The 22190-nt window shown below is 43.7% G+C and carries 22 protein-coding genes; 21 read left to right on the top strand and 1 reads right to left on the bottom strand.

All coding sequences use genetic code 11. The annotated features are described in order from the left end of the window. The first annotated feature begins 54 nt into the window (after positions 1-54). The 8 genes from dnaK to thiI all read left to right on the top strand — a co-directional run bounded on the left by dnaK (position 55) and on the right by thiI (position 9063). Positions 55-1920 carry a molecular chaperone DnaK gene (gene dnaK, locus DS742_RS07935; protein ID WP_117416453.1) on the top strand — a complete coding sequence of 622 codons (1866 nt, stop codon included), beginning with the start codon at positions 55-57 and terminating at the stop codon, positions 1918-1920. A gap of 99 nt (positions 1921-2019) precedes the next feature. Next, entirely contained in the window at positions 2020-3153 is a 1134-nt protein-coding gene (gene dnaJ / locus DS742_RS07930; RefSeq protein WP_117416452.1) for a molecular chaperone DnaJ, read from the top strand. A 38-nt stretch (positions 3154-3191) separates the two neighbouring features. Next, positions 3192-3752, top strand: a complete 561-nt coding sequence (locus DS742_RS07925; RefSeq protein ID WP_117416451.1) for a glucan-binding protein — start codon at positions 3192-3194, stop codon at positions 3750-3752. Between the two features lie 453 nt (positions 3753-4205). After that, entirely contained in the window at positions 4206-4952 is a 747-nt protein-coding gene (locus DS742_RS07915) for a sulfite exporter TauE/SafE family protein (protein ID WP_117416518.1), read from the top strand. Between the two features lie 9 nt (positions 4953-4961). Beyond that, on the top strand, positions 4962-5924 hold the full coding sequence (gene prmA, locus DS742_RS07910; protein ID WP_117416449.1) for a 50S ribosomal protein L11 methyltransferase: 963 nt from the start codon (positions 4962-4964) through the stop codon (positions 5922-5924). A 23-nt stretch (positions 5925-5947) separates the two neighbouring features. Then, positions 5948-6688, top strand: coding sequence for a 16S rRNA (uracil(1498)-N(3))-methyltransferase (locus DS742_RS07905; RefSeq protein ID WP_117416448.1), 741 nt, complete (start codon positions 5948-5950; stop codon positions 6686-6688). Between the two features lie 13 nt (positions 6689-6701). Further along, positions 6702-7856, top strand: coding sequence for a cysteine desulfurase family protein (locus DS742_RS07900; protein ID WP_117416447.1), 1155 nt, complete (start codon positions 6702-6704; stop codon positions 7854-7856). Positions 7857-7884: 28 nt separating this feature from the next. Beyond that, complete coding sequence (gene thiI, locus DS742_RS07895; RefSeq protein ID WP_117416446.1) at positions 7885-9063, top strand: tRNA uracil 4-sulfurtransferase ThiI; 1179 nt, start codon at positions 7885-7887, stop codon at positions 9061-9063. 68 nt (positions 9064-9131) lie between these two features. Here thiI and DS742_RS07890 read toward each other — a convergent pair whose 3' ends face one another. Then, positions 9132-9365, bottom strand: coding sequence for an HPr family phosphocarrier protein (locus tag DS742_RS07890; protein ID WP_104436689.1), 234 nt, complete (start codon positions 9363-9365; stop codon positions 9132-9134). 150 nt (positions 9366-9515) lie between these two features. Here DS742_RS07890 and mtaB point away from each other — a divergent pair, with 150 nt between their 5' ends. From mtaB to recO, 13 genes are all read left to right on the top strand, one after another. After that, entirely contained in the window at positions 9516-10835 is a 1320-nt protein-coding gene (mtaB, locus tag DS742_RS07885; RefSeq protein ID WP_117416445.1) for a tRNA (N(6)-L-threonylcarbamoyladenosine(37)-C(2))-methylthiotransferase MtaB, read from the top strand. 80 nt (positions 10836-10915) lie between these two features. After that, the gene (locus tag DS742_RS07880) at positions 10916-11176 is read left to right on the top strand and encodes an IreB family regulatory phosphoprotein (protein ID WP_117416444.1); all 261 of its coding nucleotides are present in this window, start codon (positions 10916-10918) and stop codon (positions 11174-11176) included. 204 nt (positions 11177-11380) lie between these two features. Continuing rightward, complete coding sequence (gene ruvX / locus DS742_RS07875; protein WP_117416443.1) at positions 11381-11821, top strand: Holliday junction resolvase RuvX; 441 nt, start codon at positions 11381-11383, stop codon at positions 11819-11821. Next, positions 11811-12092, top strand: coding sequence for a DUF1292 domain-containing protein (locus DS742_RS07870; protein ID WP_117416442.1), 282 nt, complete (start codon positions 11811-11813; stop codon positions 12090-12092). Before ruvX ends, DS742_RS07870 begins: the two co-directional genes overlap by 11 nt. Before the next feature lie 25 nt (positions 12093-12117). Continuing rightward, the gene (locus DS742_RS07865; RefSeq protein ID WP_104436685.1) at positions 12118-12582 is read left to right on the top strand and encodes a Fur family transcriptional regulator; all 465 of its coding nucleotides are present in this window, start codon (positions 12118-12120) and stop codon (positions 12580-12582) included. Positions 12583-12600: 18 nt separating this feature from the next. Continuing rightward, positions 12601-14268, top strand: a complete 1668-nt coding sequence (locus tag DS742_RS07860) for a ribonuclease J (protein ID WP_117416441.1) — start codon at positions 12601-12603, stop codon at positions 14266-14268. Between the two features lie 47 nt (positions 14269-14315). Continuing rightward, entirely contained in the window at positions 14316-14711 is a 396-nt protein-coding gene (locus DS742_RS07855; protein ID WP_117416440.1) for an MltG/YceG/YrrL family protein, read from the top strand. Beyond that, positions 14708-15373: an O-methyltransferase gene (locus tag DS742_RS07850; protein ID WP_117416439.1), complete on the top strand. Its 666-nt coding sequence runs from the start codon at positions 14708-14710 to the stop codon at positions 15371-15373. The genes DS742_RS07855 and DS742_RS07850 overlap by 4 nt, the downstream gene beginning before the upstream one ends. Next, positions 15370-16599 (top strand): peptidase U32 family protein, encoded by a 1230-nt coding sequence (locus DS742_RS07845; protein WP_117416438.1) that lies wholly within the window; start codon positions 15370-15372, stop codon positions 16597-16599. Before DS742_RS07850 ends, DS742_RS07845 begins: the two co-directional genes overlap by 4 nt. Positions 16600-16771: 172 nt before the next feature. Next, entirely contained in the window at positions 16772-17596 is an 825-nt protein-coding gene (locus DS742_RS07840) for a YdcF family protein (protein WP_117416437.1), read from the top strand. A 34-nt stretch (positions 17597-17630) separates the two neighbouring features. Then, complete coding sequence (locus DS742_RS07835) at positions 17631-20555, top strand: insulinase family protein (protein WP_117416436.1); 2925 nt, start codon at positions 17631-17633, stop codon at positions 20553-20555. Positions 20556-20572: 17 nt separating this feature from the next. Continuing rightward, positions 20573-21478: a GTPase Era gene (gene era, locus DS742_RS07830; protein WP_117416435.1), complete on the top strand. Its 906-nt coding sequence runs from the start codon at positions 20573-20575 to the stop codon at positions 21476-21478. 15 nt (positions 21479-21493) lie between these two features. Continuing rightward, complete coding sequence (gene recO, locus DS742_RS07825) at positions 21494-22159, top strand: DNA repair protein RecO (RefSeq protein WP_117416434.1); 666 nt, start codon at positions 21494-21496, stop codon at positions 22157-22159. Positions 22160-22190 lie beyond the last annotated feature (31 nt).

Raw genomic sequence — 22190 nt, 5'->3', positions numbered from 1 at the left:
TAAAATAAATCAGAAACTCTCACAATTTTGTTTATAAAATAGGAGGAAAAAACTATGGGTAAGATCATTGGAATTGACTTAGGAACAACAAACAGCTGTGTAGCCGTAATGGAAGGCGGTAAGCCAGTTGTTATCCCTAACAGCGAAGGTGTAAGAACAACACCGTCTGTCGTTGCATTTACTAAAAACGGAGAAAGACTGGTTGGTGAACCTGCTAAACGTCAGGCAGTAACCAATGCAGACCGCACCATCTCTTCCATCAAGAGACACATGGGTACTGATTACAAAGTAACCATCGATGGAAAGAATTACAGCCCTCAGGAAATTTCTGCCATGATTCTTCAGAAATTAAAAGCAGATGCAGAGGCTTATTTAGGAGAAAAGGTTACAGAAGCAGTTATTACCGTACCGGCTTATTTTAACGATGCACAGCGCCAGGCAACCAAGGATGCAGGAAAAATTGCAGGCCTTGATGTAAAACGTATTATCAACGAGCCGACAGCAGCAGCGCTTGCTTACGGTCTTGATAATGAAAAAGAACAGAAGATCATGGTATACGATTTAGGAGGCGGTACATTCGACGTTTCCAACATTGAAATCGGTGACGGAGTTATTGAAGTACTTTCTACCAACGGCGATACCCACTTGGGCGGAGATGATTTCGACAACCGTCTGACTCAGTGGATGGTGGATGAATTTAAAAAGGCAGAAGGCGTAGACTTATCCGGTGATAAGATGGCTATGCAGAGATTAAAAGAAGCTGCTGAAAAGGCAAAGAAGGAATTATCCTCTTCCACAACCACAAACATCAATTTACCTTTCATTACAGCTACAGCAGAGGGTCCGAAGCATCTGGATATGAACTTAACCAGAGCAAAATTTGACGAACTGACACTGGATTTAATCGAGCGTACCGCAGTTCCGGTACAGAGCGCTTTAAAAGATGCAGGAATCACAGCAGCAGAGCTTGGAAAAGTGCTTTTAGTCGGCGGATCCACCCGTATGCTGGCAGCTCAGGAGAAAGTAAAACAGCTGACAGGCAAAGAGCCTTCCAAGTCATTAAACCCGGATGAGTGTGTAGCGATTGGTGCATGTATCCAGGGCGGTAAGCTTGCAGGCGATGCAGGTGCAGGCGATATCCTTCTTCTTGACGTAACACCCCTTTCCCTGTCCATCGAGACAATGGGCGGTGTGGCTACCAGACTGATTGAGAGAAACACAACAATTCCTACAAAGAAGAGCCAGGTTTTCTCTACTGCAGCAGATAATCAGACAGCAGTTGACATTCATGTCGTACAGGGCGAAAGACAGTTTGCAAGAGATAACAAGACTCTCGGACAGTTCCGTCTGGATGGAATTCCACCTGCAAGAAGAGGTGTTCCTCAGATCGAAGTTACCTTTGATATTGATGCCAACGGTATTGTTAATGTTTCCGCAAAGGATTTAGGAACAGGCAAAGAGCAGCATATTACCATTACTTCCGGATCCAACATGTCTGATTCCGACATTGATAAGGCTGTGAGAGAAGCAGCTGAATATGAGGCTCAGGATAAGAAACGCAAGGAAGGCATTGATGCAAGAAACGATGCGGACTCCATGGTATTCCAGACAGAGAAAGCTCTGCAGGAAGTCGGAGATAAGATCGCAGATACGGATAAAGCGGCAGTTGAGGCTGACTTAAATGCATTAAAAGAAGCGATTAACAGAGCACCACTGGAAGAAATGACAGATGCCCAGATTGAAGATATTAAGGCAGGCCGTGAAAAACTGATGAACAGCGCACAGGCATTGTTTGCAAAGGTTTATGAGCAGGCACAGTCCCAGGCTGGAGCAGGAGCAGGCCCTGACATGGGAGCAGCAGGAGCAGGAGCTTCTTACCAGGACAGCGATGTTGTAGACGGAGATTATAAAGAAGTTTAATAATAAGTCGGTTGACAGGACTTTGGAGAAAGTGTTGTAGGAATACAGCACTTTTTCCGCAGGAATAAATTCCTTACAATTATGAGAGGTAGACCTAAGATGGCAGAAAGTAAAAAAGATTATTATGAAATCCTTGGCGTTTCCAAAGATGCAGATGATGCAGCACTTAAGAAGGCCTATCGCGCATTGGCTAAAAAATACCATCCGGATACGAACCCTGGAGATGCTGCCGCTGCTGAAAAATTCAAACAGGCCTCCGAAGCTTACAGTGTTTTAAGTGATCCGGATAAGAGACGTCAGTATGACCAGTTTGGTTCTGCTGCATTTGACGGAACCGGCGGAGCAGGCGGTTTTGGCGGCTTCGATTTTAATGGTTCGGATATGGGGGATATTTTCGGGGATATTTTCGGAGATATCTTTGGCGGCGGAAGAAGAAGCGCCCAGTATAACGGTCCATTAAAGGGAGCCAACTTAAGAACCAGTATCCGTATCAGCTTCGAAGAAGCAATTTTCGGCTGCGAGCGGGAGATTGAGATCAATTTTAAGGAAGAGTGCGCTTCCTGTCATGGAAGCGGTGCAAAAGCGGGAACATCACCGGTAACCTGCCCCAAATGTAACGGAAAAGGCAAGATCATGTACACCCAGCAGTCTTTCTTTGGTCAGATACAGAATGTACAGACCTGCCCGGACTGCGGCGGTACCGGCAAGGTCATTAAGGAGAAGTGCCCGGACTGCTATGGAACAGGATATATTACCAGAAGAAAGAAAATTAAGGTTACCGTTCCGGCAGGAATTGACAACGGACAGTCTGTCCGTCTGGCGGGAGCAGGTGAGCCTGGAAGCAACGGCGGAGAGAGGGGAGACCTTCTGGTTGAGGCAGTGGTATCCAATCACCCCATATTTAAACGTCAGGATACCAGCATTTTTTCAACTGTACCCATTTCTTTTGCAAAAGCGGCGCTTGGCGGCACCATTCTGATAAAAACGGTAGACGGCGATGTGGAATACGAAGTAAAAGCAGGAACCCAGACAGATACCAAGGTGCGCTTAAAAGGAAAGGGTGTTCCTACCCTGCGTAACCGTGCTGTCAGAGGTGATCACTATGTCACACTTGTTGTTTCAGTCCCTGAGCGCCTGACTGAGACACAAAAAGAAGCATTGAAGAATTTTGATGATGCAATGAATGGTAATGCAGACAGTGATAAACATAAAAAGAAGGGACTTTTCAAATAAAGCCTTTGAAAGTACATGTCTCAGAGAAGGGGGAAGGTATGAACGGGGTAAGTAAAAAACTTTTATGGGCAGCGGCCTTGTCAGGAATGATAATCCTGCTGTCCATGAATGCATTGGCAGATAATGGACAGACCGCCAGAAATTTTCCGGGCTGGAATGGTTCCGGTACGACAATTGGCGGACCTGGTAATTCCAGTGATTATTTTGATTTCTGGGATGACGAGGAGGAGGACGATGATGGCCCGGGAAACCGAAGCTCAGGAAGAGGGTGGTACTACAGCCCTGCAGGCTGGTGGTTTCAGTACAGTGACGGTACATGGCCTTCTGACTGCTGGAAATATATAGACGGCAGATGGTACCGTTTTGATCAGGGGGGACACATGGTTACAGGCTGGTATACGGACCAGAACGGCGGGAAGTATTATTTAAATCCGGTTGATGACGGAATGCTTGGCGCCATGAGAACCGGCTGGCAGCTGATTGACAAAAAGGCATATTATTTTAACACCATGTCTGACGGAACACTGGGCAGACTTCTTCTTAATACGGTCACACCTGATGGATATAAGGTTGGAGCTGACGGGGCATGGGTTCAGTAAGAATCTTTTTGGATAAAAAAAAACAGGAGACATTTGAGATGACTGAATCATCAGCCGTTCCAAATTGCTCCTGTTTTTCATTACAAATTCTAATTGCCTTTAGATTGTAATTTTGTAAAAAAGATTCTGTTCCGGTCCCGGACACTCAGGCGGGTGTGATGGGGTGTAATGCATCAAGGAATTTCGTTTACTTGATATGTTTTTTTTTGCCCTTACATCCGGTACGGAACAAAAGTCTTTTTCATCCGTTCAATTAGTTAATGCACCAGGAAGAATTTTTATTGCAAACTTTTTAAAAAAATTTAAAAAAAATATTTTTTTCCCGGAAAATATGAGAGAAAGCCTGATTTTCTGCGCTTGCAACCCTTATCATTGTATGTTATGATATCATGTGGTTTTCCTTATGAAGGATTTTTATTGGAAAAGGAATGTACAAAAGAAAGGAAACAGATGATGGTTCAATATTTAATTGTATGCCCTCTTGTTTTTCTGGCTGGTCTTATTGACTCGATCGCCGGCGGGGGAGGACTCATCTCACTGCCTGCCTATCTCGCTGCAGGAATACCGCCTCATCTTGCTATTGGAACCAATAAGATGGGATCTGCCATGGGGACAGTGGTTTCTACGGCACGGTTTGCAAAAAATGGTTATATTAAAGTGAAACTGTCTTTGTGCGCAGCACTTCTGGCAATGGGCGGTTCTGTAATCGGAGCCCATTTATCCATGCTTGCCAGTGAACTGGTGTTAAAAACCATGATGTTAGTGGCACTGCCGGTTGTTGCGTTCTATGTTTTGAAGAATAAAGATTTGGGAGAGCGGGAATATAAAAAAGAAGTATCAGAGAAGAAGATGTTTCTGGTCACCATGGGAGCAGCCCTGGTGATCGGATGCTATGACGGTTTTTATGGACCTGGAACGGGAACATTTCTGCTTCTTGTGCTGACCGGACTTGCAGGAATGGATATCAGAAGCGCTTCCGGTACAACGAAGGTCATTAATTTGTCATCCAATATTGCAGCTCTTACAACATTTTTAATAAATGGAAAAGTATTAATACCCCTTGGCCTTGCTGCCGGTGTATTCTGTATAGCCGGACATTATATCGGTTCAGGACTTGTGGTGAAGAATGGGCTTAAGATTGTCCGCCCCGTCGTACTTGTAGTTCTGCTGTGTCTATTTGTGAAAATAATAAAAGGATAGGGAATTATTATGAAATGGAAGAAATTTACTCTTACTACAACCACAGAGGCTGTTGATCTGGTCAGCAGCATGTTTGATGAAATTGGAATTGAAGGAATTGAAATAGAAGACAACATTCCTCTTACTGAAGCGGAAACAAAGGGGATGTTTATTGATATTCTACCGGAACTTCCGCCGGATGAAGGAATTGCAAGAGTCAGCTTTTATCTGGATCCTGACTCTGATGCGGATATAGATGGGATGTTAAAAAAGGTGGAAGAGGGACTTAACGAGCTTTCCATGTTTACTGATTTAGGAGCCCGTACCATTGAGACCAGCGAGACAGAGGATAAAGACTGGATTAACAACTGGAAGCAGTATTTTAAACCATTTACAGTTGATGATATTTTAATTAAACCGACCTGGGAGGCAATTCCAAAAGAGCATAAAGACAAGCTTTTAATCGAGATTGATCCGGGAACTGCCTTTGGGACAGGCCAGCATGAGACCACTCAGCTTTGCATCCGCCAGCTGAAAAAGTATGTGACGCCGGATACCCTTGTTCTTGATGTGGGAACCGGAAGCGGAATTCTGGGAATCACAGCATTAAAGCTGGGAGCCAGGGAGGTTTTCGGAACAGATCTGGATGAAAATGCCATTGTTGCCGTAATGGAAAATATGGAGTCCAATCACATTGATCCCGCCAAATTTAAAGTTTTAAAAGGAAATATCATAGATGATAAGGAAGTAAAAGAAGCTGCAGGCTTTGAAAAATATGATGTTGTAGTTGCAAACATACTGGCTGATGTAATTATTCCATTGCAGAAAGAAATTCCGGTTCATATGAAGAAGGGCGCTGTATTTATTACCTCCGGCATCATTAATATGAAAGAGGAAGCGGTAAAACAGGCGTTTGCTGATAACGATGCCTTTGAACTTCTGGAGATTACTTATCAGGGAGAGTGGGTTTCTGTGACCGTCAGAAAGAAATAGGAAAGAGGAGCAAAGAGGAAACCATGTATCATTTTTTTGTGCAGCAGGATCAGATCGGAGAGACCACGGTCAGGATCGCAGGAACGGATGTAAATCATATAAAAAATGTCCTGCGTATGGGACCGGGGGAGGAAATCCTGCTTAGCAACGGAGTGGATAAAGATTATTTGTGTGAGATCCAGACCATTTCTTCTGATGAAGTTACAGCGAAGATATTGGAGGTCAGGGAAGGCGGCTCAGAGCTGCCTGTAAAGCTTTATTTATTTCAGGGACTTCCAAAAAGTGATAAGATGGAACTGATTATACAGAAAGCGGTTGAACTGGGAGTGTATCAGATTATTCCGGTTGAAACAAAGCGTGCTGTAGTGAAGCTGGATAAAAAGAAAGAAGAATCGAAAATTAAACGCTGGACGGCTGTTTCAGAAAGCGCAGCCAAACAGTCCAAACGGCTTTTGATACCGGAAGTGACAGGCGTAAAGACTCTTCGGGAGGCGTTTGAATATGCAAAGGATTTTGACGTACTGTTGCTTCCCTTTGAACATGCTGAAGGCATGATGCAGACCCGGGAGATTTTTTCCTGCATAAAACCGGGAATGAAAGTCGGGATTTTTATCGGGCCGGAAGGCGGATTTGAAGACGGAGAAGTGGAACTTGGAGAAACATACGGCGCCAATACAATCACACTGGGTAAACGCATCTTACGGACGGAAACAGCGGGACTTTTTGTTCTTTCCGTACTTGCGTTTCAGTTGGAAAGCGTTTAGGGAGATGATCTAAATGGAAGCATATTTTGATAATTCGGCTACGACTAAAGTTCTGGAGCCGGTAAAAGAAATTGTAATAAAAACAATGATGGAGGATTATGGAAATCCATCTTCCAAGCATAAAAAAGGACTGGATGCGGAACGGTATATCAAAGAAGCGGCTGAAACCATAGCGGGAACTTTAAAGGTAGCTGCAAAGGAGATTGTTTTTACATCCGGTGGTTCCGAGTCCAACAATATGGCTATTATTGCGACTGCTATGGCCAATAAACGGGCAGGAAACCATATTATCAGTACTGGGATTGAACACGCTTCCGTATACAATCCACTTGCCTTTCTGGAAGCGCAGGGATTTCGGGTGACCTATCTTTCTGTTGACGGACAGGGACATATTAACTTAGAAGAACTGGAAGAAGCAATCTGCCCTGAGACAATTCTGGTTTCCATCATGTATGTAAACAATGAAATCGGTGCCATTGAACCAGTGGAAGCCATTTCCAAAATTATAAAGAAGAAAAACCCCAATATTTTATTTCATGTAGATGCCATACAGGCTTATGGAAAGCTTTTAATCCGGCCAAAAAGCCAGGGGATTGATCTGCTTTCTGTAAGTGCCCATAAAATTCATGGCCCGAAAGGGATCGGTTTTTTATACATTGACAAGAAGGTCAGGATAATACCTATGATTTATGGCGGAGGACAGCAGAGAGGAATGCGCTCCGGTACTGAGAATGTACCCGGTATTGCCGGTTTAGCTGCTGCAGCAAACTATATGTATACCAGTCACAGGGAGAAAATCCGGGGAATCATAGAGCTTAAGGATTATATGATTGACAGACTGTCAGAAATAGAGGGAGTAACCATAAACAGCTTAAAAGGAGAATTGTCGGCACCTCAGATTGTCAGCGCAAGTTTTATGGGCATCCGCAGTGAAGTACTCCTTCATGCACTGGAAGAGAAAGAGATCTATGTATCTTCCGGGTCCGCCTGTTCCTCCAATCATACGGCTGTCAGCGGAACCTTAAAAGGGATAGGCTTAAGACAAGAGCTTCTTGATTCCACTTTAAGATTCAGCTTCGGAATTTTTAATACAAGGGAAGAAGTGGACTACTGCATCGAAACCTTAAAGGAGTTGCTGCCTGTACTCAGACGGTATCAGAGAGGTTAGATGGGTTTTTACAAAGAAAGGACAACAGATGCAATATCAATCATTTTTAATTAAATATGCAGAAATCGGTGTGAAGGGAAAAAACCGTTTCTTATTTGAGGATGCCCTTGTGGCACACATCCGTCACGCTTTAAAGAGACTGGATGGAGATTTTATTGTTTCAAAGGAATCCGGACGTATCTATGCCACAGCAGAATCAGAATATGATTTTGATGAAGTCGTTGAATCGCTGAGCCGTATATTCGGTATCGCAGCGATCTGCCCTATGGTTCAGGTGGAAGATAACGGTTATGAAGATTTGAAGCAGCAGGTTTTATCTTATGTGGACCAGTATTATGAGGATAAGCAATTCACATTTAAAGTGAATGCAAGAAGAGGAAATAAACGATATCCGGTGAACTCAGAACAGATTAACCGGGATTTGGGGGAAGTGATTCTTCATACATTCCCGGAGACGAAGGTTGATGTTCATAAACCGGAAGTTATGCTTCATGTAGAAGTCAGAAATAAAATTAATATATATTCCAAAATCATTCCAGGACCGGGAGGAATGCCGGTAGGAACCAACGGAAAAGCCATGCTTCTGTTATCAGGAGGCATTGACAGTCCGGTAGCCGGTTATATGATTGCCAAGAGAGGTGTCAAAATTGACGCCGTCTATTTCCATGCTCCGCCATATACCAGCGAACGGGCGAAGGAAAAGGTAATTGACCTTGCAAAGCTGGTATCAAGGTATTCAGGACCTGTTCACCTTCATATTGTGAATTTTACTGACATTCAGCTTTATATTTATGATAAATGCCCTCACGAGGAACTTACGATCATCATGAGACGGTATATGATGCGGATTGCAGAGCATCTGGCAGGAGAAGCCGGAGCCCAGGCACTGATTACAGGAGAAAGTATCGGCCAGGTGGCTTCTCAGACCATGCAGTCCCTGGCAGCCACTGACGCAGCCTGCACGATCCCTGTATTCCGTCCGGTAATTGGTTTTGATAAACAGGAGATTGTTGATGTATCGGAAAAGATCGGAACTTACGAGACCTCAGTGCTTCCTTTTGAAGACTGCTGTACCATCTTTGTTGCAAAACATCCTGTTACGAAGCCCAGCATTAAGATGATTGAGCGGTCAGAGGAAAAACTGGAAGAAAAGATTGATGAGCTGGTTGAGACGGCCATTCGCACTGTAGAAAAAGTCTGGTGTTAAAGAAAAAAATGGGGTCCGGCTCCTTTTTAAAAGGACGGATCCCATTTCTAACATAGTTCTTAATCCAGTTAATCTACAATATATGGAGATAAAATGTTTAAGATTTCATCGACAGCACTTTCGGAATGAATGTTTAAATCAATCGGCTTGGATAAATCCAGGCTGAAAATACCCATAATAGATTTTGCATCAATCACATATCTGCCGGAAACAAGATCAAAGTCTGTATCAAATTTTGTCAGATCATTTACGAAAGATTTTACTTTGTCGATGGAATTTAAAGATATACGAACTGTTTTCATGTGAAAAACCTCCTTGCGTGAGCTCTTTTATTAATCAGGGAACCGCCCCCTTTTTCACTTCAATACTACTGATTTATTGTATAAAAGTCAATGGTAATTTTACATGAAAATACTGAAAATTTAAGCATTATTTAGATAGGAGAAAATAAAATGAGAAAGGCAGCCCTGCATAACCTTGGATGCAAGGTAAATTCATATGAAACAGAAGCGATGCAGCAGCTTTTGGAAAGCGCAGGCTATGAGATTGTTCCGTTTGCAGAGGGAGCAGACGTTTATATTATCAATACCTGCTCTGTTACAAACATTGCAGACCGGAAATCAAGACAGATGCTGCACCGGGCCAAGAAGATGAATCCCGGCGCAGTTGTTGTTGCAGCCGGCTGTTATGTCCAGGCAGCGGGTGAAGAACTGAAAAAAGATGAAGCTGTGGATTTAGTGATAGGAAATAATAAGAAGACAGAGCTGGTATCCATTCTGGAAGATTACTTTGCACAGAATAAAGCGGCGGAGGAAGAAACGGTAATTGACATCAGCCATACCACTGAATATGAGAACCTTTCCATCAGCCGGCCGGGCGATCACACAAGGGCATTTGTGAAGGTACAGGACGGATGCAACCAGTTTTGCAGTTATTGTATCATTCCCTTCACCAGAGGCCGCGTCAGAAGCAGAAAACCCCAGGAAGTGGTGGAAGAGATCAGAAGGCTGGCAGCCCTTGGATATGAGGAAGCTGTTTTAACCGGAATCCATTTAAGCTCTTACGGCATGGATTTTCCGGAACAGGAGCGAATCGGCCTGCTGGATTTAATTATAAAGGTACATGAGATTCCGCAAATCAGACGGATCCGCCTGGGTTCTCTGGAGCCAAGGATTATAACGGAAGAATTTGCAGGTACTCTTGCAGGTCTTGAAAAAATCTGCCCTCATTTTCATTTGTCACTGCAAAGCGGCTGTGATGCGACTTTAAAGCGCATGAACCGGAAATATACGACGAAAGAATATTTAAAGGGCTGTGAACTGCTCCGCAGTGCATTTAAGAATCCTGCGATTACAACCGATATCATAGTAGGGTTTCCAGGAGAAACCAAAGAAGAGTTTGAAACAACCAGAGAGTATTTAAAAAAGCTGCAGTTTTACGAAATGCATGTGTTTAAATATTCTGTCAGGAATGGAACCAGAGCTGCAGATATGCCGGACCAGATCCCGGAATCTGTGAAGGCGGAGCGAAGCAGTGAACTTCTTTCTCTGGAACAGGAGATGTCACTTTCCTACCGGAAATCCCATCTGGGCAGCCAGACTGAAGTGCTGATGGAAGAGGAATATGAGACGGATGGAAAGCGCTATATTATCGGTCATACGAAAGAATATATAAAAGCAGCAGTCCCTTTTGAAGAAGGCATAAAAGGCAAGGTGGTAAAGGGAACTTTATGGAAAATGCTGACAGATGAGGTTATATTTTTAAAATGTTAAGAGACAAAAATTATTTTTGTCTTGCCGAATCCATGATTATGGTTTAAAATAAAGGAGAACAGTTAAAGGACGTGAGAAACATGGGCGATATTCATAATACACAATTTTTTAAAGCAGTCCAGGAAAATAAGCTGGACGTAAGTCAGGTACTGGAACAGGTTTATATTGCCCTCACAGAAAAAGGCTATAATCCGGTTAACCAGATTGTGGGGTATATTATGTCAGGTGATCCTACCTATATCACCAGCCATAAGAATGCCAGAAGTCTGATCATGAAAGTGGAGCGGGACGAGATTCTGGAAGAACTGATGCGGGTATATATTGACACGATGTTAAAGTAATGACGCCGTTAGACGTCAGTCGGTCAGGTATCAACTCTATAAGACCTTTGCAATGCGTTACAGCTGTCAGATGAAGTGGAAAGAGGCGGAGTCTGACAGTTAGTTTTTTATCTAGTTGGCTGCGAACCAGCTTTGTTTTGCTGCATATTTTTTCCTAAGGACATACCTTTATGTCCAAAAAGCATGGACAAGAAAGAGGTAATTATGAGGATCATGGGACTTGATTACGGTTCTAAAACTGTGGGAGTTGCAGTTTCCGACTTACTGGGTATAACCGCCCAGGGCGTGGAGACAATTACGAGAGAAGAAGAAAATAAACTGAGAAGAACCTGTGCCCGGATCGAAGAACTGATTCAGGAATATGAGATTGAAACAATTGTTTTGGGTTATCCTAAGAATATGAATAATACGGCTGGCGACAGAGCAAAAAAGACAGAAGAATTTAAGGATATGCTTACCCGCCGGACAGGGCTTCCTGTAATTTTGTGGGACGAGAGACTGACTACGGCCGCTTCTGAGAGAATTTTAATGGAAAGCGGTGTGAGACGGGAAAACCGGAAAGCCGTGATTGATAAGGTGGCAGCAGGACTGATCCTGCAGGGCTATTTAGACAGTTTAAAACGGGAGACAGGCAATGAACAGTGAAGAGAGAAAAATTACCCTGACCAATGACGAAGGGGAAGAAATTGTTTTATATGTTTTAGAAGAAACCAGAATTAATGGTATGAATTATCTGTTGGTAACTGATTCCACAGATGAGGATGAAGAAGGAGAATGTTACATCTTAAAAGACATGTCAAAGCAGAATGAAGAAGAAGCTTTGTATGAATTTGTTGAGGATGATAACGAGATAGATTATTTATTTAAAATATTTTCCGAACTGCTTGACGGAGCGGATGTGGATATTGAAAAATGATGGTAAGTGGTTGAGGGACTGTTATATGGAACAGGAAGTTTTTAAAGATATGCTTCGAAAAAAAGGACTCAAGGTGACCAATCAGCGCATGCTGGTACTGGAACTCATGGCTGAGCGTCCGGGAGAACATCTGACTGCAGAGGAGATCTATGATCTGGCCAGACAGAGCTGTCCGGAGATAGGACTTGCCACGATTTACAGAACTGTACAGGTGCTGGTGGATTTATCAGTGATAGATAAGGTCAGCTTTGACGATGGATTTGCCCGCTATGAACTGGGGGGCTTTAATCGTGAGTCCGGACACCACCACCACCATGCCATTTGCAGCCGATGCCAAAAAGTATTTTCTTTTAAAGGCGACCTTTTAGATACTCTGGAACAGGCACTTCTTGATACAGAGGGGTTTATGGTAACAGATCATGAAGTGAAACTTCACGGGTACTGCAGGGAATGCCGGGAGAAAATGGAAGAAGATCAGGACGGGAAATAATAAAACGGAGGTAAAAGATTGAAGAAACAAGACAGCAACGCGAAAGTAAAAATCATTCCCTTAGGAGGAATGGAGCAGATTGGTATGAATATCACTGCTTTTGAATACGAGGACAGCATCATTGTTGTGGACTGCGGACTGGCATTCCCTACTGATGATATGCTTGGAATCGACCTGGTAATCCCGGATGTTTCCTATTTAAAACAGAATATAAACAAAGTTAAGGGATTTGTCATCACCCATGGACATGAGGATCATATTGGGGCCCTGCCATATATTTTAAGGGATATCAATGTACCTGTATACGGAACAAAGCTGACGATAGGACTTATTGACAATAAGCTAAAAGAGCATAACCTGTTAAAAAACACAAAGAGAAAAGTGATCAAACACGGACAGTCCATTAACCTGGGATGTTTCCGCATTGAGTTCATAAAGACGAACCACAGCATCGCCGATGCTTCCGCCCTTGCCATATTCTCTCCGGCAGGAGTAATTTTACACACCGGTGATTTTAAGATTGATTACACACCTGTATTTGGAGAGCCTGCTGATCTGGAGCGGTTTGCAGAGCTGGGGAAAAAGGGTGTTCTGGCTATGCTTTGTGACAGTACCAATGCAATCAGACCAGGATTTACGCCATCTGAGAAGACCGTAGGAAAGTCTTTTGATAACATATTCGCTGATCATAAGAACAACCGTATCATTGTAGCAACCTTTGCTTCCAATGTAGACAGAGTGCAGCAGGTTATCAATTCGGCTGCAAAATACGGACGTAAGGTTGTTGTGGAAGGCCGCAGTATGGTTAATGTAATTGGTACTGCAAGTGAACTGGGATATATTAATATACCGGAAGGAACCCTGATTGATATTGACCAGCTGAAAAATTATCCGGATGAGCAGACCGTGCTCATTACCACCGGAAGTCAGGGCGAATCCATGGCAGCTCTTTCACGAATGGCAGGCAGTACCCATAAGAAGATTTCAATTAAACCGAATGATGTGATCATTTTAAGTTCCCATCCTATACCTGGTAACGAAAAAGCGGTCTCTAAGGTAGTGAACGAACTGTCCATGAAAGGCGCAGAGGTTATTTGTGAAGATACACATGTTTCCGGGCATGCGTGCCAGGAGGAAATTAAACTGATGTATGCCCTGGTACGTCCCCAATACGCAATTCCGGTACATGGAGAATATCGTCACCTTATGGCACAGAAAAATCTGGTTCAGGCTATGGGAATTCCCAAAGAAAATATCGTCATCATGTCATCGGGAGATGTGGTGGAGCTGGGACAGGAATCCTGCAAAATCGTGGATCATGTCCAGTCCGGAGGCATTCTGGTGGATGGACTTGGTGTTGGTGACGTAGGCAATATCGTTTTAAGAGACAGACAGAATCTGGCTCAGAACGGAATTATTGTGGTAGTGCTGACTTTAGAAAAGTATTCCAATCAGCTTCTTGCAGGACCTGACATCGTATCCAGAGGATTTGTATATGTAAGAGAATCTGAGGATCTGATGGAAGAGGCGAGAACCATTGTGAATGATGCAGTACAGGACTGCCTGGAACGCAAGATTAACGACTGGGGTAAAATTAAGAATATCATCCGGGACAGCTTAAGCGATTTCCTCTGGAAGCGCATGAAACGTAATCCCATGATTCTGCCGATTATTATGGAGGTTTAGGAGTTTTTCATTAACTCCTGCCTTTAAGGCGAAAGGAATGGATTGTTATGAGCCGGACAACCAATGAGATAAACAAAATAACAGGAGCGATTATTGCCATCTCTTCCAGACTTATTATTTTTGCGCTGGTTATACTGCTGCTGTATGAAGGAGTGACCAGAGGCTATGAGTTTGGGCATGAGATATTCTATGCATCCGCAATGGAACAAAGTCCAGGGCAGGATAAGAGTATCACGGTGGAAAAAGGGGCATCAGCCGTCCAGGTAGCCAGGCTTTTAAAGGGCAGCGGCTTAATTGCCAATGAATATTCCTTTATCATTCAGGCTGAGTTCTTTGATTATAAAGTAAATCCGGGAATCTATACATTTAACACTTCCATGACCTCCAAGGAGATCCTTCAGATGATGAATGATAATACCGGGGAAAAGAAAGAGAAACAATGATTGTTAACGACAGGATAACGGAATATATTAAATCTCTGGAGACGGACCGGAACGGACTTCTTACAGAGATTGGAGAAAGGGCAAGAAAAAACGGGGTTCCGGTCATAAGAGAAGAGACCGCAGCCTTTTTACAGACAATGACTGCCGCCATGCAGCCTCAGGCGATTTTAGAGGTAGGAACAGCCGTTGGCTATTCTGCCCTTCTGATGGCCGGGGTCATGCCCCGTAACTGCCATATTACTACTATAGAAAAATATGAGAAGAGAATTCCGGAAGCGAAGTCTAACTTTGAAAGAGCCGGAGAAACGGATCGCATTACCCTGTACGAAGGGGATGCCGAGGAGGTATTAGAGGGGCTTAGCGGCCCCTTTGACCTTGTCTTTTTAGATGCCGCCAAGGGTCAGTATTTAGTCTGGCTACCAAGAATTCTTGAACTTTTAAGGCCGGGCGGAATGCTGATTTCAGACAATGTTCTCCAGGACGGTGATATTATAGAATCCCGCTATGCAGTGGATCGGCGCAACCGGACCATTCATGGGCGGATGCGGGAATATTTGTTTGAGTTAAAGCATTGTGACCAGCTTATTACATCGGTGGTTCCAATTGGAGACGGAATTACTGTCAGCATTTTAAAAGAGAAGTACGAGAGAGGAGTTTCATGAGAAAGACCGAACTTTTGATTCCGGCAGGCAGCCTGGAAGTGTTAAAAACCGCAGTGGTTTACGGTGCAGATGCTGTCTATATCGGAGGAGAAGCCTTTGGACTGCGTGCCAAGGCAAAAAACTTCACAAATGACGATATCCGGGAAGGAATTGCCTTTGCCCACGACCGCGGGGTAAAAGTCTATATCACAGCCAATATTCTGGCACATAACGATGATCTTTCCGGAGTAGAGGAATATTTTAACGAATTAAAGGAAATCAGACCGGATGCGGTGATTATTTCCGATCCGGGTGTATTCGCTATTGCAAAACGGGTAATTCCTGATATGGAACTTCACATCAGTACCCAGGCGAACAACACAAATTACGGAACCTATCTGTTCTGGCACCAGCTGGGAGCAAAACGTGTGGTATCAGCCAGGGAGCTTTCCCTTGCTGAGATTAAGGAAATCCGGGAAAAAATTCCTGAAGATCTGGAAATTGAAAGCTTTATACACGGAGCCATGTGCATGTCCTATTCCGGCCGCTGCTTACTGAGCAATTTTATGACGGGAAGAGATGCAAACCAGGGCGCCTGCACCCATCCCTGCAGATGGAAATACTCCCTAGTAGAAGAAAAACGTCCGGGTGAATATATGCCGGTTTATGAAAATGAGCGGGGGACATACATCTTTAATTCCAAGGATTTGTGCATGATTGAGCATATTCCGGAGATGATGGATGCGGGGATCGACAGCTTTAAGATCGAAGGACGTATGAAAACGGCTCTTTATGTGGCGACGGTGGCGAGAACCTACCGGAAAGCCATTGATGATTATAACAAAGATCCTGAGCTTTATAAAGCAAATATGGACTGGTACCGGTCTGAAATCGGAAAATGTACCTACAGGGAGTTTACAACCGGATTTTATTTTGGAAAGCCTGATGAGACGACTCAGATCTACGACAATAATACCTATGTAAAAAATTACACCTATTTGGGAACGGTAGAGGCTGCTGATGAGAGAGGGTATGCAAGAATCGAGCAGAAGAACAAATTCACGGTGGGAGAGACCATTGAGGTCATGAAGCCTGACGGAAGTAATCTGGAAGTAAAAGTCAAAGGCATATGGAATGAAGATGGAGAAGCACAGGAAAGTGCACCTCACTCCAGGCAGATTCTTTTTGTCCATCTTGATGCTGAGGTGGAACCATACGACATTCTGCGCAGAAGTGAAATAGAATAGATTGATTGTGAGATTTTAAGCACTGTCCGGCATGGCAGGTTAAGCAGCCGGATGGTGTTTTTCTTTTCCGGCTAAATCTGGTGGTTGTTGTAGAAACTGCCATATTGTGGTATGCTATAAAATGGACGTACAGAAACACAAATTTAGAAGTTAGCAGAGCGGAGGCTTACTTATGATATGGATTTTGTGGCTCACAGCTGTTTTATGTGTGGTTTATTATATTATCATTGCTGTTTATTCAGGCTTAGCCACTTCTTTTTCCCTGATCTGGCTGTTTATTGCAGCTCTATGCATGATTTTGACAGGTGGTTGGGAAGCCTATATAAGGCATAAGGATAAAGTCCCTTTGTGGGTTCCGGTTTCCGTTGTAACCATGTGCTGCACCGGAATCCTGGTGTTTGCAGTGGTTGAGATCCTGGTATTTACAGGAGTGGCTGCCGGTGACACATCGAATCTGGACTATGTGATTGTTCTTGGGGCGAAAGTAAAGGAAACAGGGATCACAAAATCCTTAAAAAAACGCCTGGATAAGGCAGTGGAATATGTAGATAAAAATCCGGGAACGATTCTTGTTTTATCCGGTGCCAGGGGAGAAGATGAGCCGGTTGCCGAGGCCGAGGCCATGAGGGATTATCTGGTTTATAACGGCGTAAGGGAAGAACAGCTTATTTTGGAGACCCGTTCCCACAGTACAGTAGAGAATATTGCTTACAGCCGGGTAGCCATTGAAGAGGATCAGGCAAAGAAAAAAGCCCGCAGGCTGAACAGTCCGGGAATTGTGGTTCCGGGGGCATTTGAAGAGGTACCGGATAAACCTATAAGAGTTGGGGTACTGACCAGTGATTTTCATGTATTCCGTGCACAGCAGATTGCTAAAAAGTGGGGAATTCCTGATATTTATGGGATATCCTGCGGGTCAGATCCCGTTCTTTTTATACATTTTTGCGTCAGGGAATGCGCGGCTATATTAAAAGATAAATTAGTGGGCAATATGTAATTAATACAGAATTTGCAGGAGGAAGAAACAATATATGAATCAATTAAAAAAACTTGCAGCCTATGAGGTTGTGGAGGAAAAAGAAATTGTGGAGTTAAACGCGACCGGGTGCGTACTTCATCATAAAAAAAGCGGAGCCAGAATTTTCATCATACCTTGTGACGACGAGAACAAGGTATTTAACATTGGATTCAGGACTCCACCCAGGGACAGCACAGGAGTGGCACACATTCTGGAACACAGTGTTTTATGCGGCTCCGACAAGTTTCCTGTTAAGGACCCCTTTGTGGAGTTGGTAAAAGGCTCCCTTAACACATTCTTAAATGCCATGACTTATCCGGATAAAACCGTATACCCGGTTGCCAGCTGCAATGAAAAGGATTTTCATAACCTGATGAATGTTTATATGGATGCGGTACTTCATCCAAATATTTATAAAGAAGAGAAAATCTTTATGCAGGAAGGCTGGCATTATGAGCTGGAAGATAAAGACTCCGATTTAATCTATAACGGAGTGGTTTACAATGAAATGAAGGGTGCTTTTTCCTCACCGGAAGAGGTTCTTGACCGTTTTACCAGAAAGGTGCTTTTCCCGGATAACTGCTATGGCCAGGAATCTGGCGGAGATCCAGCTTTTATCCCTGACTTAACCTATGAGGATTTTTTGAATTTTCACAGAAAGTATTACCACCCTTCTAACAGCTATATCTATCTATACGGTGATATGGATATGGAAGAAAAACTTATATGGCTGGATGAAACGTATTTAAGCCATTATGACCAGACAGAGGTTGATTCCAGGATTGTGAGACAGAAACCGTTTGAACATCCGGTGCAGGATGAGACTTACTATTCCATAACAGAAGGAGAATCGGAAGAGAACGCCACTTATCTTTCCATTAATACCGTGGTAGGAACTGATCTGGATCCCAAACTGTATATAGCATTCCAGATTCTTGAGTACACGCTTCTTGATGCGCCGGGAGCCCCATTAAAACAGGCGCTTATTGATGCTGGAATCGGTCAGGATATCCTTGGCGGTTATGACAGCGGCATTTTGCAGCCATATTTTACGGTAATTGCTAAAAATGCAAACAGAGAGCAGCTGGGAGAGTTCCTTGCAGTTGTGAAGGGAACTTTGAGAAAACTTGCCGATGAAGGCATTAACAAAAAGAGTTTAAAGGCTGGTATGAATTATTACGAATTCCGTTATCGGGAAGCAGATTACGGTTCGGCACCAAAGGGACTGATGTATGGTCTTCAGTGCATGGACAGCTGGCTTTACGACGGTGATCCCATGATGCACTTACAGTACCAGGCGACCTTTGATTATCTAAAAAAGGTTGTGGATGACGGCTATTTTGAACAGCTGATCAGAGAGTATTTGCTTGATAATCCGTTTGAAGCAGTACTGACTGTCAGCCCGAAAAAGAACTTGACAGCAGAGGAAGATGCAAAGACAGCCAGAAAGCTTGCAGCATATAAGGATTCTCTTTCAGAAGAGGAGATCACCCGTTTTATTGACCAGACAAAAGCATTAAGAGAATATCAGGAAAACCCGTCTCCACAGGAAGATTTAGAAAAGATTCCCATGCTCTCCAGAGAGGATATCAGCAGAGAACCGGAGGAGATTATCTGGGAAGAAAAGGAAGTCCATGGAGTTAAGGTAATTCATCATGAGATGTTCAGTTCCGGAATCGGCTACTTAAAAGTGCTGTTTGATACGTCGGTTCTTCCCATGGAGGACCTGCCTTATGTGGGATTTTTAAAATCTCTGCTTGGATATGTTAACACTGAAAACTATACTTACGGAGATTTAGCCAGTGAGATTCATTTAAACAGCGGCGGTGTCAGCTTTAGTGTCACCTCTTATCCTGATTTTAAGAACAGAGGCCAGTTTAAAGGTTATTTTATGGCAAGTGCCAGAGTACTCTATGATAAGATTGATTTTGGATTCTCTATTTTAAATGAAATCCTGACCCGTTCTCTCTTAGATGACGAAAAGAGGGTGGGAGAGGTAATCAGTGAAACCAGATCCAGGGCAAGAATGAAACTGGAGGGTGCCTGCCACTCGGCAGCAGTGGCGAGAGCCACATCCTACTTTTCTCCTGCTGCTTATTTTAATGATATGACAGGCGGAATCGGTTATTATGAGTTTTTAGAAAAACTGGAGAAGGAGTATGCGGCTGATAAGAAAACGTTTATTGCCAGATTTCAGTCTGTGGTGAAAAAACTCTTCACTACAGGCAATATGCTGGTAAGCTATACGGCAGATCAGGAAGGCTATTCCCTTCTTCCCGATGCGATGAAAAAGCTGACGGATGGACTGCCTGCAGGAGACGATAAGCGGTATTCTTTCATATATCCGTCAGGTAACAGAAACGAAGGTTTTACAACCGCGTCTCAGGTTAACTATGTGGCAAGGTGCGGAACCTTTGCTGGTACAGGATTGGAATATACAGGAGCATTAAAGATATTAAAAGTCATTTTAAGCTATGATTACCTTTGGATTAATCTGCGTGTCAAGGGAGGAGCTTATGGCTGTATGAGCGGATTCGGACGCTCTGGCGAAGGGTATTTTGCTTCCTACCGGGATCCTAATTTAAAAGAGACAAAACGGATCTATGAAGGCGTTGTGGAATATTTGGAAAACTTCCAGGTGGAAGACCGGGATATGACCAAATACGTAATCGGAACCATCAGTGACATGGATGTGCCTTATCCGCCGTCTACCAAAGGAAACCGCGGTCTGTCCGCCTATTTATCAAATGTGAGCAGAGAGATGATGGAAAAAGAGCGGGAAGAAGTATTAAACGCAACACAGGAAGACATCAGAAACCTGGCTCCTATTGTAAAAGCGGTATTAAGTACCGGCAGTCTCTGTGTCATCGGCAATGAAGAAAAAATCACAGCGGAAAGTTCCATGTTTGCAGAGACAAAGAACTTGTTCCACTCATAACACAAAGGAGAATCTATATGGATCATAATTATAAATCTGGCTTCGTTTCTTTAATCGGGCGCCCAAACGTGGGAAAATCTACCCTGATGAATCATTTAATCGGGCAGAAGATTGCCATTACCTCTGACAAGCCGCAGACAACAAGAAACAAGATTCAGACCGTTTATACGGATGACAGGGGACAGATTATATTCCTTGATACTCCGGGCATCCACAAGGCAAAAAACAAGCTGGGAGAATATATGGTAAATGTGGCAGAGCACACGTTAAAGGAAGTGGACGTAGTTCTGTGGCTGGTAGAACCTACCACCTTTATCGGTGCCGGAGAACAGCATATAGCAGAGCAGTTAAATCAGGTAAAAACACCGGTAATTCTGGTCATCAATAAGATTGATACGGTAAAAAACCAGGAAGAGATACTCACGTTCATAAACGCGTATAAGGATATCTGCAAGTTTGCGGAAATCGTTCCGGTATCCGCCTTAAAGGATAAAAATACGGATTTAATGCTGGAGCTGATTTATAAATATCTTCCGGAAGGCCCCCAGTATTACGATGAAGATACCGTGACAGACCAGCCTATGCGCCAGATATCTGCAGAGCTGATCAGAGAAAAGGCGCTCCGGCTTTTAAACGATGAGATCCCTCACGGAATCGCCGTCACAGTGGAAAAGATGAAGGAACGGGACAACAAAATTATGGATATTGAAGCCAATATTATCTGTGAGCGGGAATCCCACAAGGGAATCATCATCGGAAAAGGCGGATCAATGCTAAAGAAGATCGGAAGCGCGGCACGAAGGGAAATTGAAGATCAGCTGGAGATGAAGGTGAATTTACAGCTTTGGGTCAAGGTCCGCAAAGAGTGGCGTGACAGTGAACTGTATATGAAAAATTATGGGTATAGCCAGAAGGATATTTAAAAGCGGTGGTTAACATTGAGGGAAACAGAGAAACTGACGGGGATGGTAATTAAGGTATCTCCGGTAGGAGAGATGGATAAGCGTCTTGTGATACTGACCAGGGAAAGAGGGAAGATCACCGCATTTGCCAGAGGTGCAAGAAGGCCCGGCAATCCGTTCATGGCGGTGAGCAGGCCCTTTGCCTTCGGCCAGTTTTCCCTTTACGCCGGAAGGGATTCCTATACACTGCAGTCTGCGGAGATTTCCAATTACTTTGATGAACTGGCGGCAGATATGGAATGTACCTGCTATGGCTCCTATTTTCTGGAATTTGCCGATTACTATTCCAGGGAAAACATGGAAGGGACCGGACTGTTAAAGCTTTTATACCAGTCAGTAAGGGCTCTTTTAAAGCCTGCTTTAAATAACCAGATGGTTTTACGGATATTTGAACTGAAAGCCATGGTATTAAATGGGGAATATACCGAGAGGCCGCCGCGGCAGGTCAGTGACTCGGCTAATTATGCCTGGGAGTATGTGATCGGTTCCCCCATAGAGCATTTATATACCTTTACCTTAACGGAACCGGTGCTAATAGAATTCTCCCGTTGTGTGGAAATCAATAAAAAGCGGTACGTAGACCGTGAGTTTCATTCTCTGGAGATTTTGAAGACGATGATGGGGAGTAAAGTATTGAAATGACAGGCAGCATTTGGTATAATGCTCTCATATG

This window comes from Lacrimispora amygdalina (assembly GCF_003432035.1).
GTDB lineage: Bacteria > Bacillota > Clostridia > Lachnospirales > Lachnospiraceae > Lacrimispora > Lacrimispora amygdalina.
This window is presented reverse-complemented; position numbering and strand designations above follow the sequence as displayed.

Excerpts from the sequence above, each read along its gene's own strand:
- dnaK (WP_117416453.1), top strand. The coding sequence starts at position 55 with ATGGGTAAGATCATTGGAATTGACTTAGGAACAACAAACAGCTGTGTA.
- DS742_RS07865 (WP_104436685.1), top strand. The coding sequence starts at position 12,118 with ATGGAACAGGAAGTTTTTAAAGATATGCTTCGAAAAAAAGGACTCAAG.
- DS742_RS07870 (WP_117416442.1), top strand. The coding sequence starts at position 11,811 with ATGAACAGTGAAGAGAGAAAAATTACCCTGACCAATGACGAAGGGGAA.
- DS742_RS07840 (WP_117416437.1), top strand. The coding sequence starts at position 16,772 with ATGATATGGATTTTGTGGCTCACAGCTGTTTTATGTGTGGTTTATTAT.
- DS742_RS07925 (WP_117416451.1), top strand. The coding sequence starts at position 3,192 with ATGAACGGGGTAAGTAAAAAACTTTTATGGGCAGCGGCCTTGTCAGGA.
- DS742_RS07845 (WP_117416438.1), top strand. The coding sequence starts at position 15,370 with ATGAGAAAGACCGAACTTTTGATTCCGGCAGGCAGCCTGGAAGTGTTA.
- ruvX (WP_117416443.1), top strand. The coding sequence starts at position 11,381 with ATGAGGATCATGGGACTTGATTACGGTTCTAAAACTGTGGGAGTTGCA.
- DS742_RS07900 (WP_117416447.1), top strand. The coding sequence starts at position 6,702 with ATGGAAGCATATTTTGATAATTCGGCTACGACTAAAGTTCTGGAGCCG.
- DS742_RS07915 (WP_117416518.1), top strand. The coding sequence starts at position 4,206 with ATGGTTCAATATTTAATTGTATGCCCTCTTGTTTTTCTGGCTGGTCTT.
- DS742_RS07835 (WP_117416436.1), top strand. The coding sequence starts at position 17,631 with ATGAATCAATTAAAAAAACTTGCAGCCTATGAGGTTGTGGAGGAAAAA.
- thiI (WP_117416446.1), top strand. The coding sequence starts at position 7,885 with ATGCAATATCAATCATTTTTAATTAAATATGCAGAAATCGGTGTGAAG.
- DS742_RS07850 (WP_117416439.1), top strand. The coding sequence starts at position 14,708 with ATGATTGTTAACGACAGGATAACGGAATATATTAAATCTCTGGAGACG.
- dnaJ (WP_117416452.1), top strand. The coding sequence starts at position 2,020 with ATGGCAGAAAGTAAAAAAGATTATTATGAAATCCTTGGCGTTTCCAAA.
- era (WP_117416435.1), top strand. The coding sequence starts at position 20,573 with ATGGATCATAATTATAAATCTGGCTTCGTTTCTTTAATCGGGCGCCCA.
- prmA (WP_117416449.1), top strand. The coding sequence starts at position 4,962 with ATGAAATGGAAGAAATTTACTCTTACTACAACCACAGAGGCTGTTGAT.
- DS742_RS07880 (WP_117416444.1), top strand. The coding sequence starts at position 10,916 with ATGGGCGATATTCATAATACACAATTTTTTAAAGCAGTCCAGGAAAAT.
- DS742_RS07890 (WP_104436689.1), bottom strand. The coding sequence starts at position 9,365 with ATGAAAACAGTTCGTATATCTTTAAATTCCATCGACAAAGTAAAATCT.
- DS742_RS07855 (WP_117416440.1), top strand. The coding sequence starts at position 14,316 with ATGAGCCGGACAACCAATGAGATAAACAAAATAACAGGAGCGATTATT.
- mtaB (WP_117416445.1), top strand. The coding sequence starts at position 9,516 with ATGAGAAAGGCAGCCCTGCATAACCTTGGATGCAAGGTAAATTCATAT.
- DS742_RS07905 (WP_117416448.1), top strand. The coding sequence starts at position 5,948 with ATGTATCATTTTTTTGTGCAGCAGGATCAGATCGGAGAGACCACGGTC.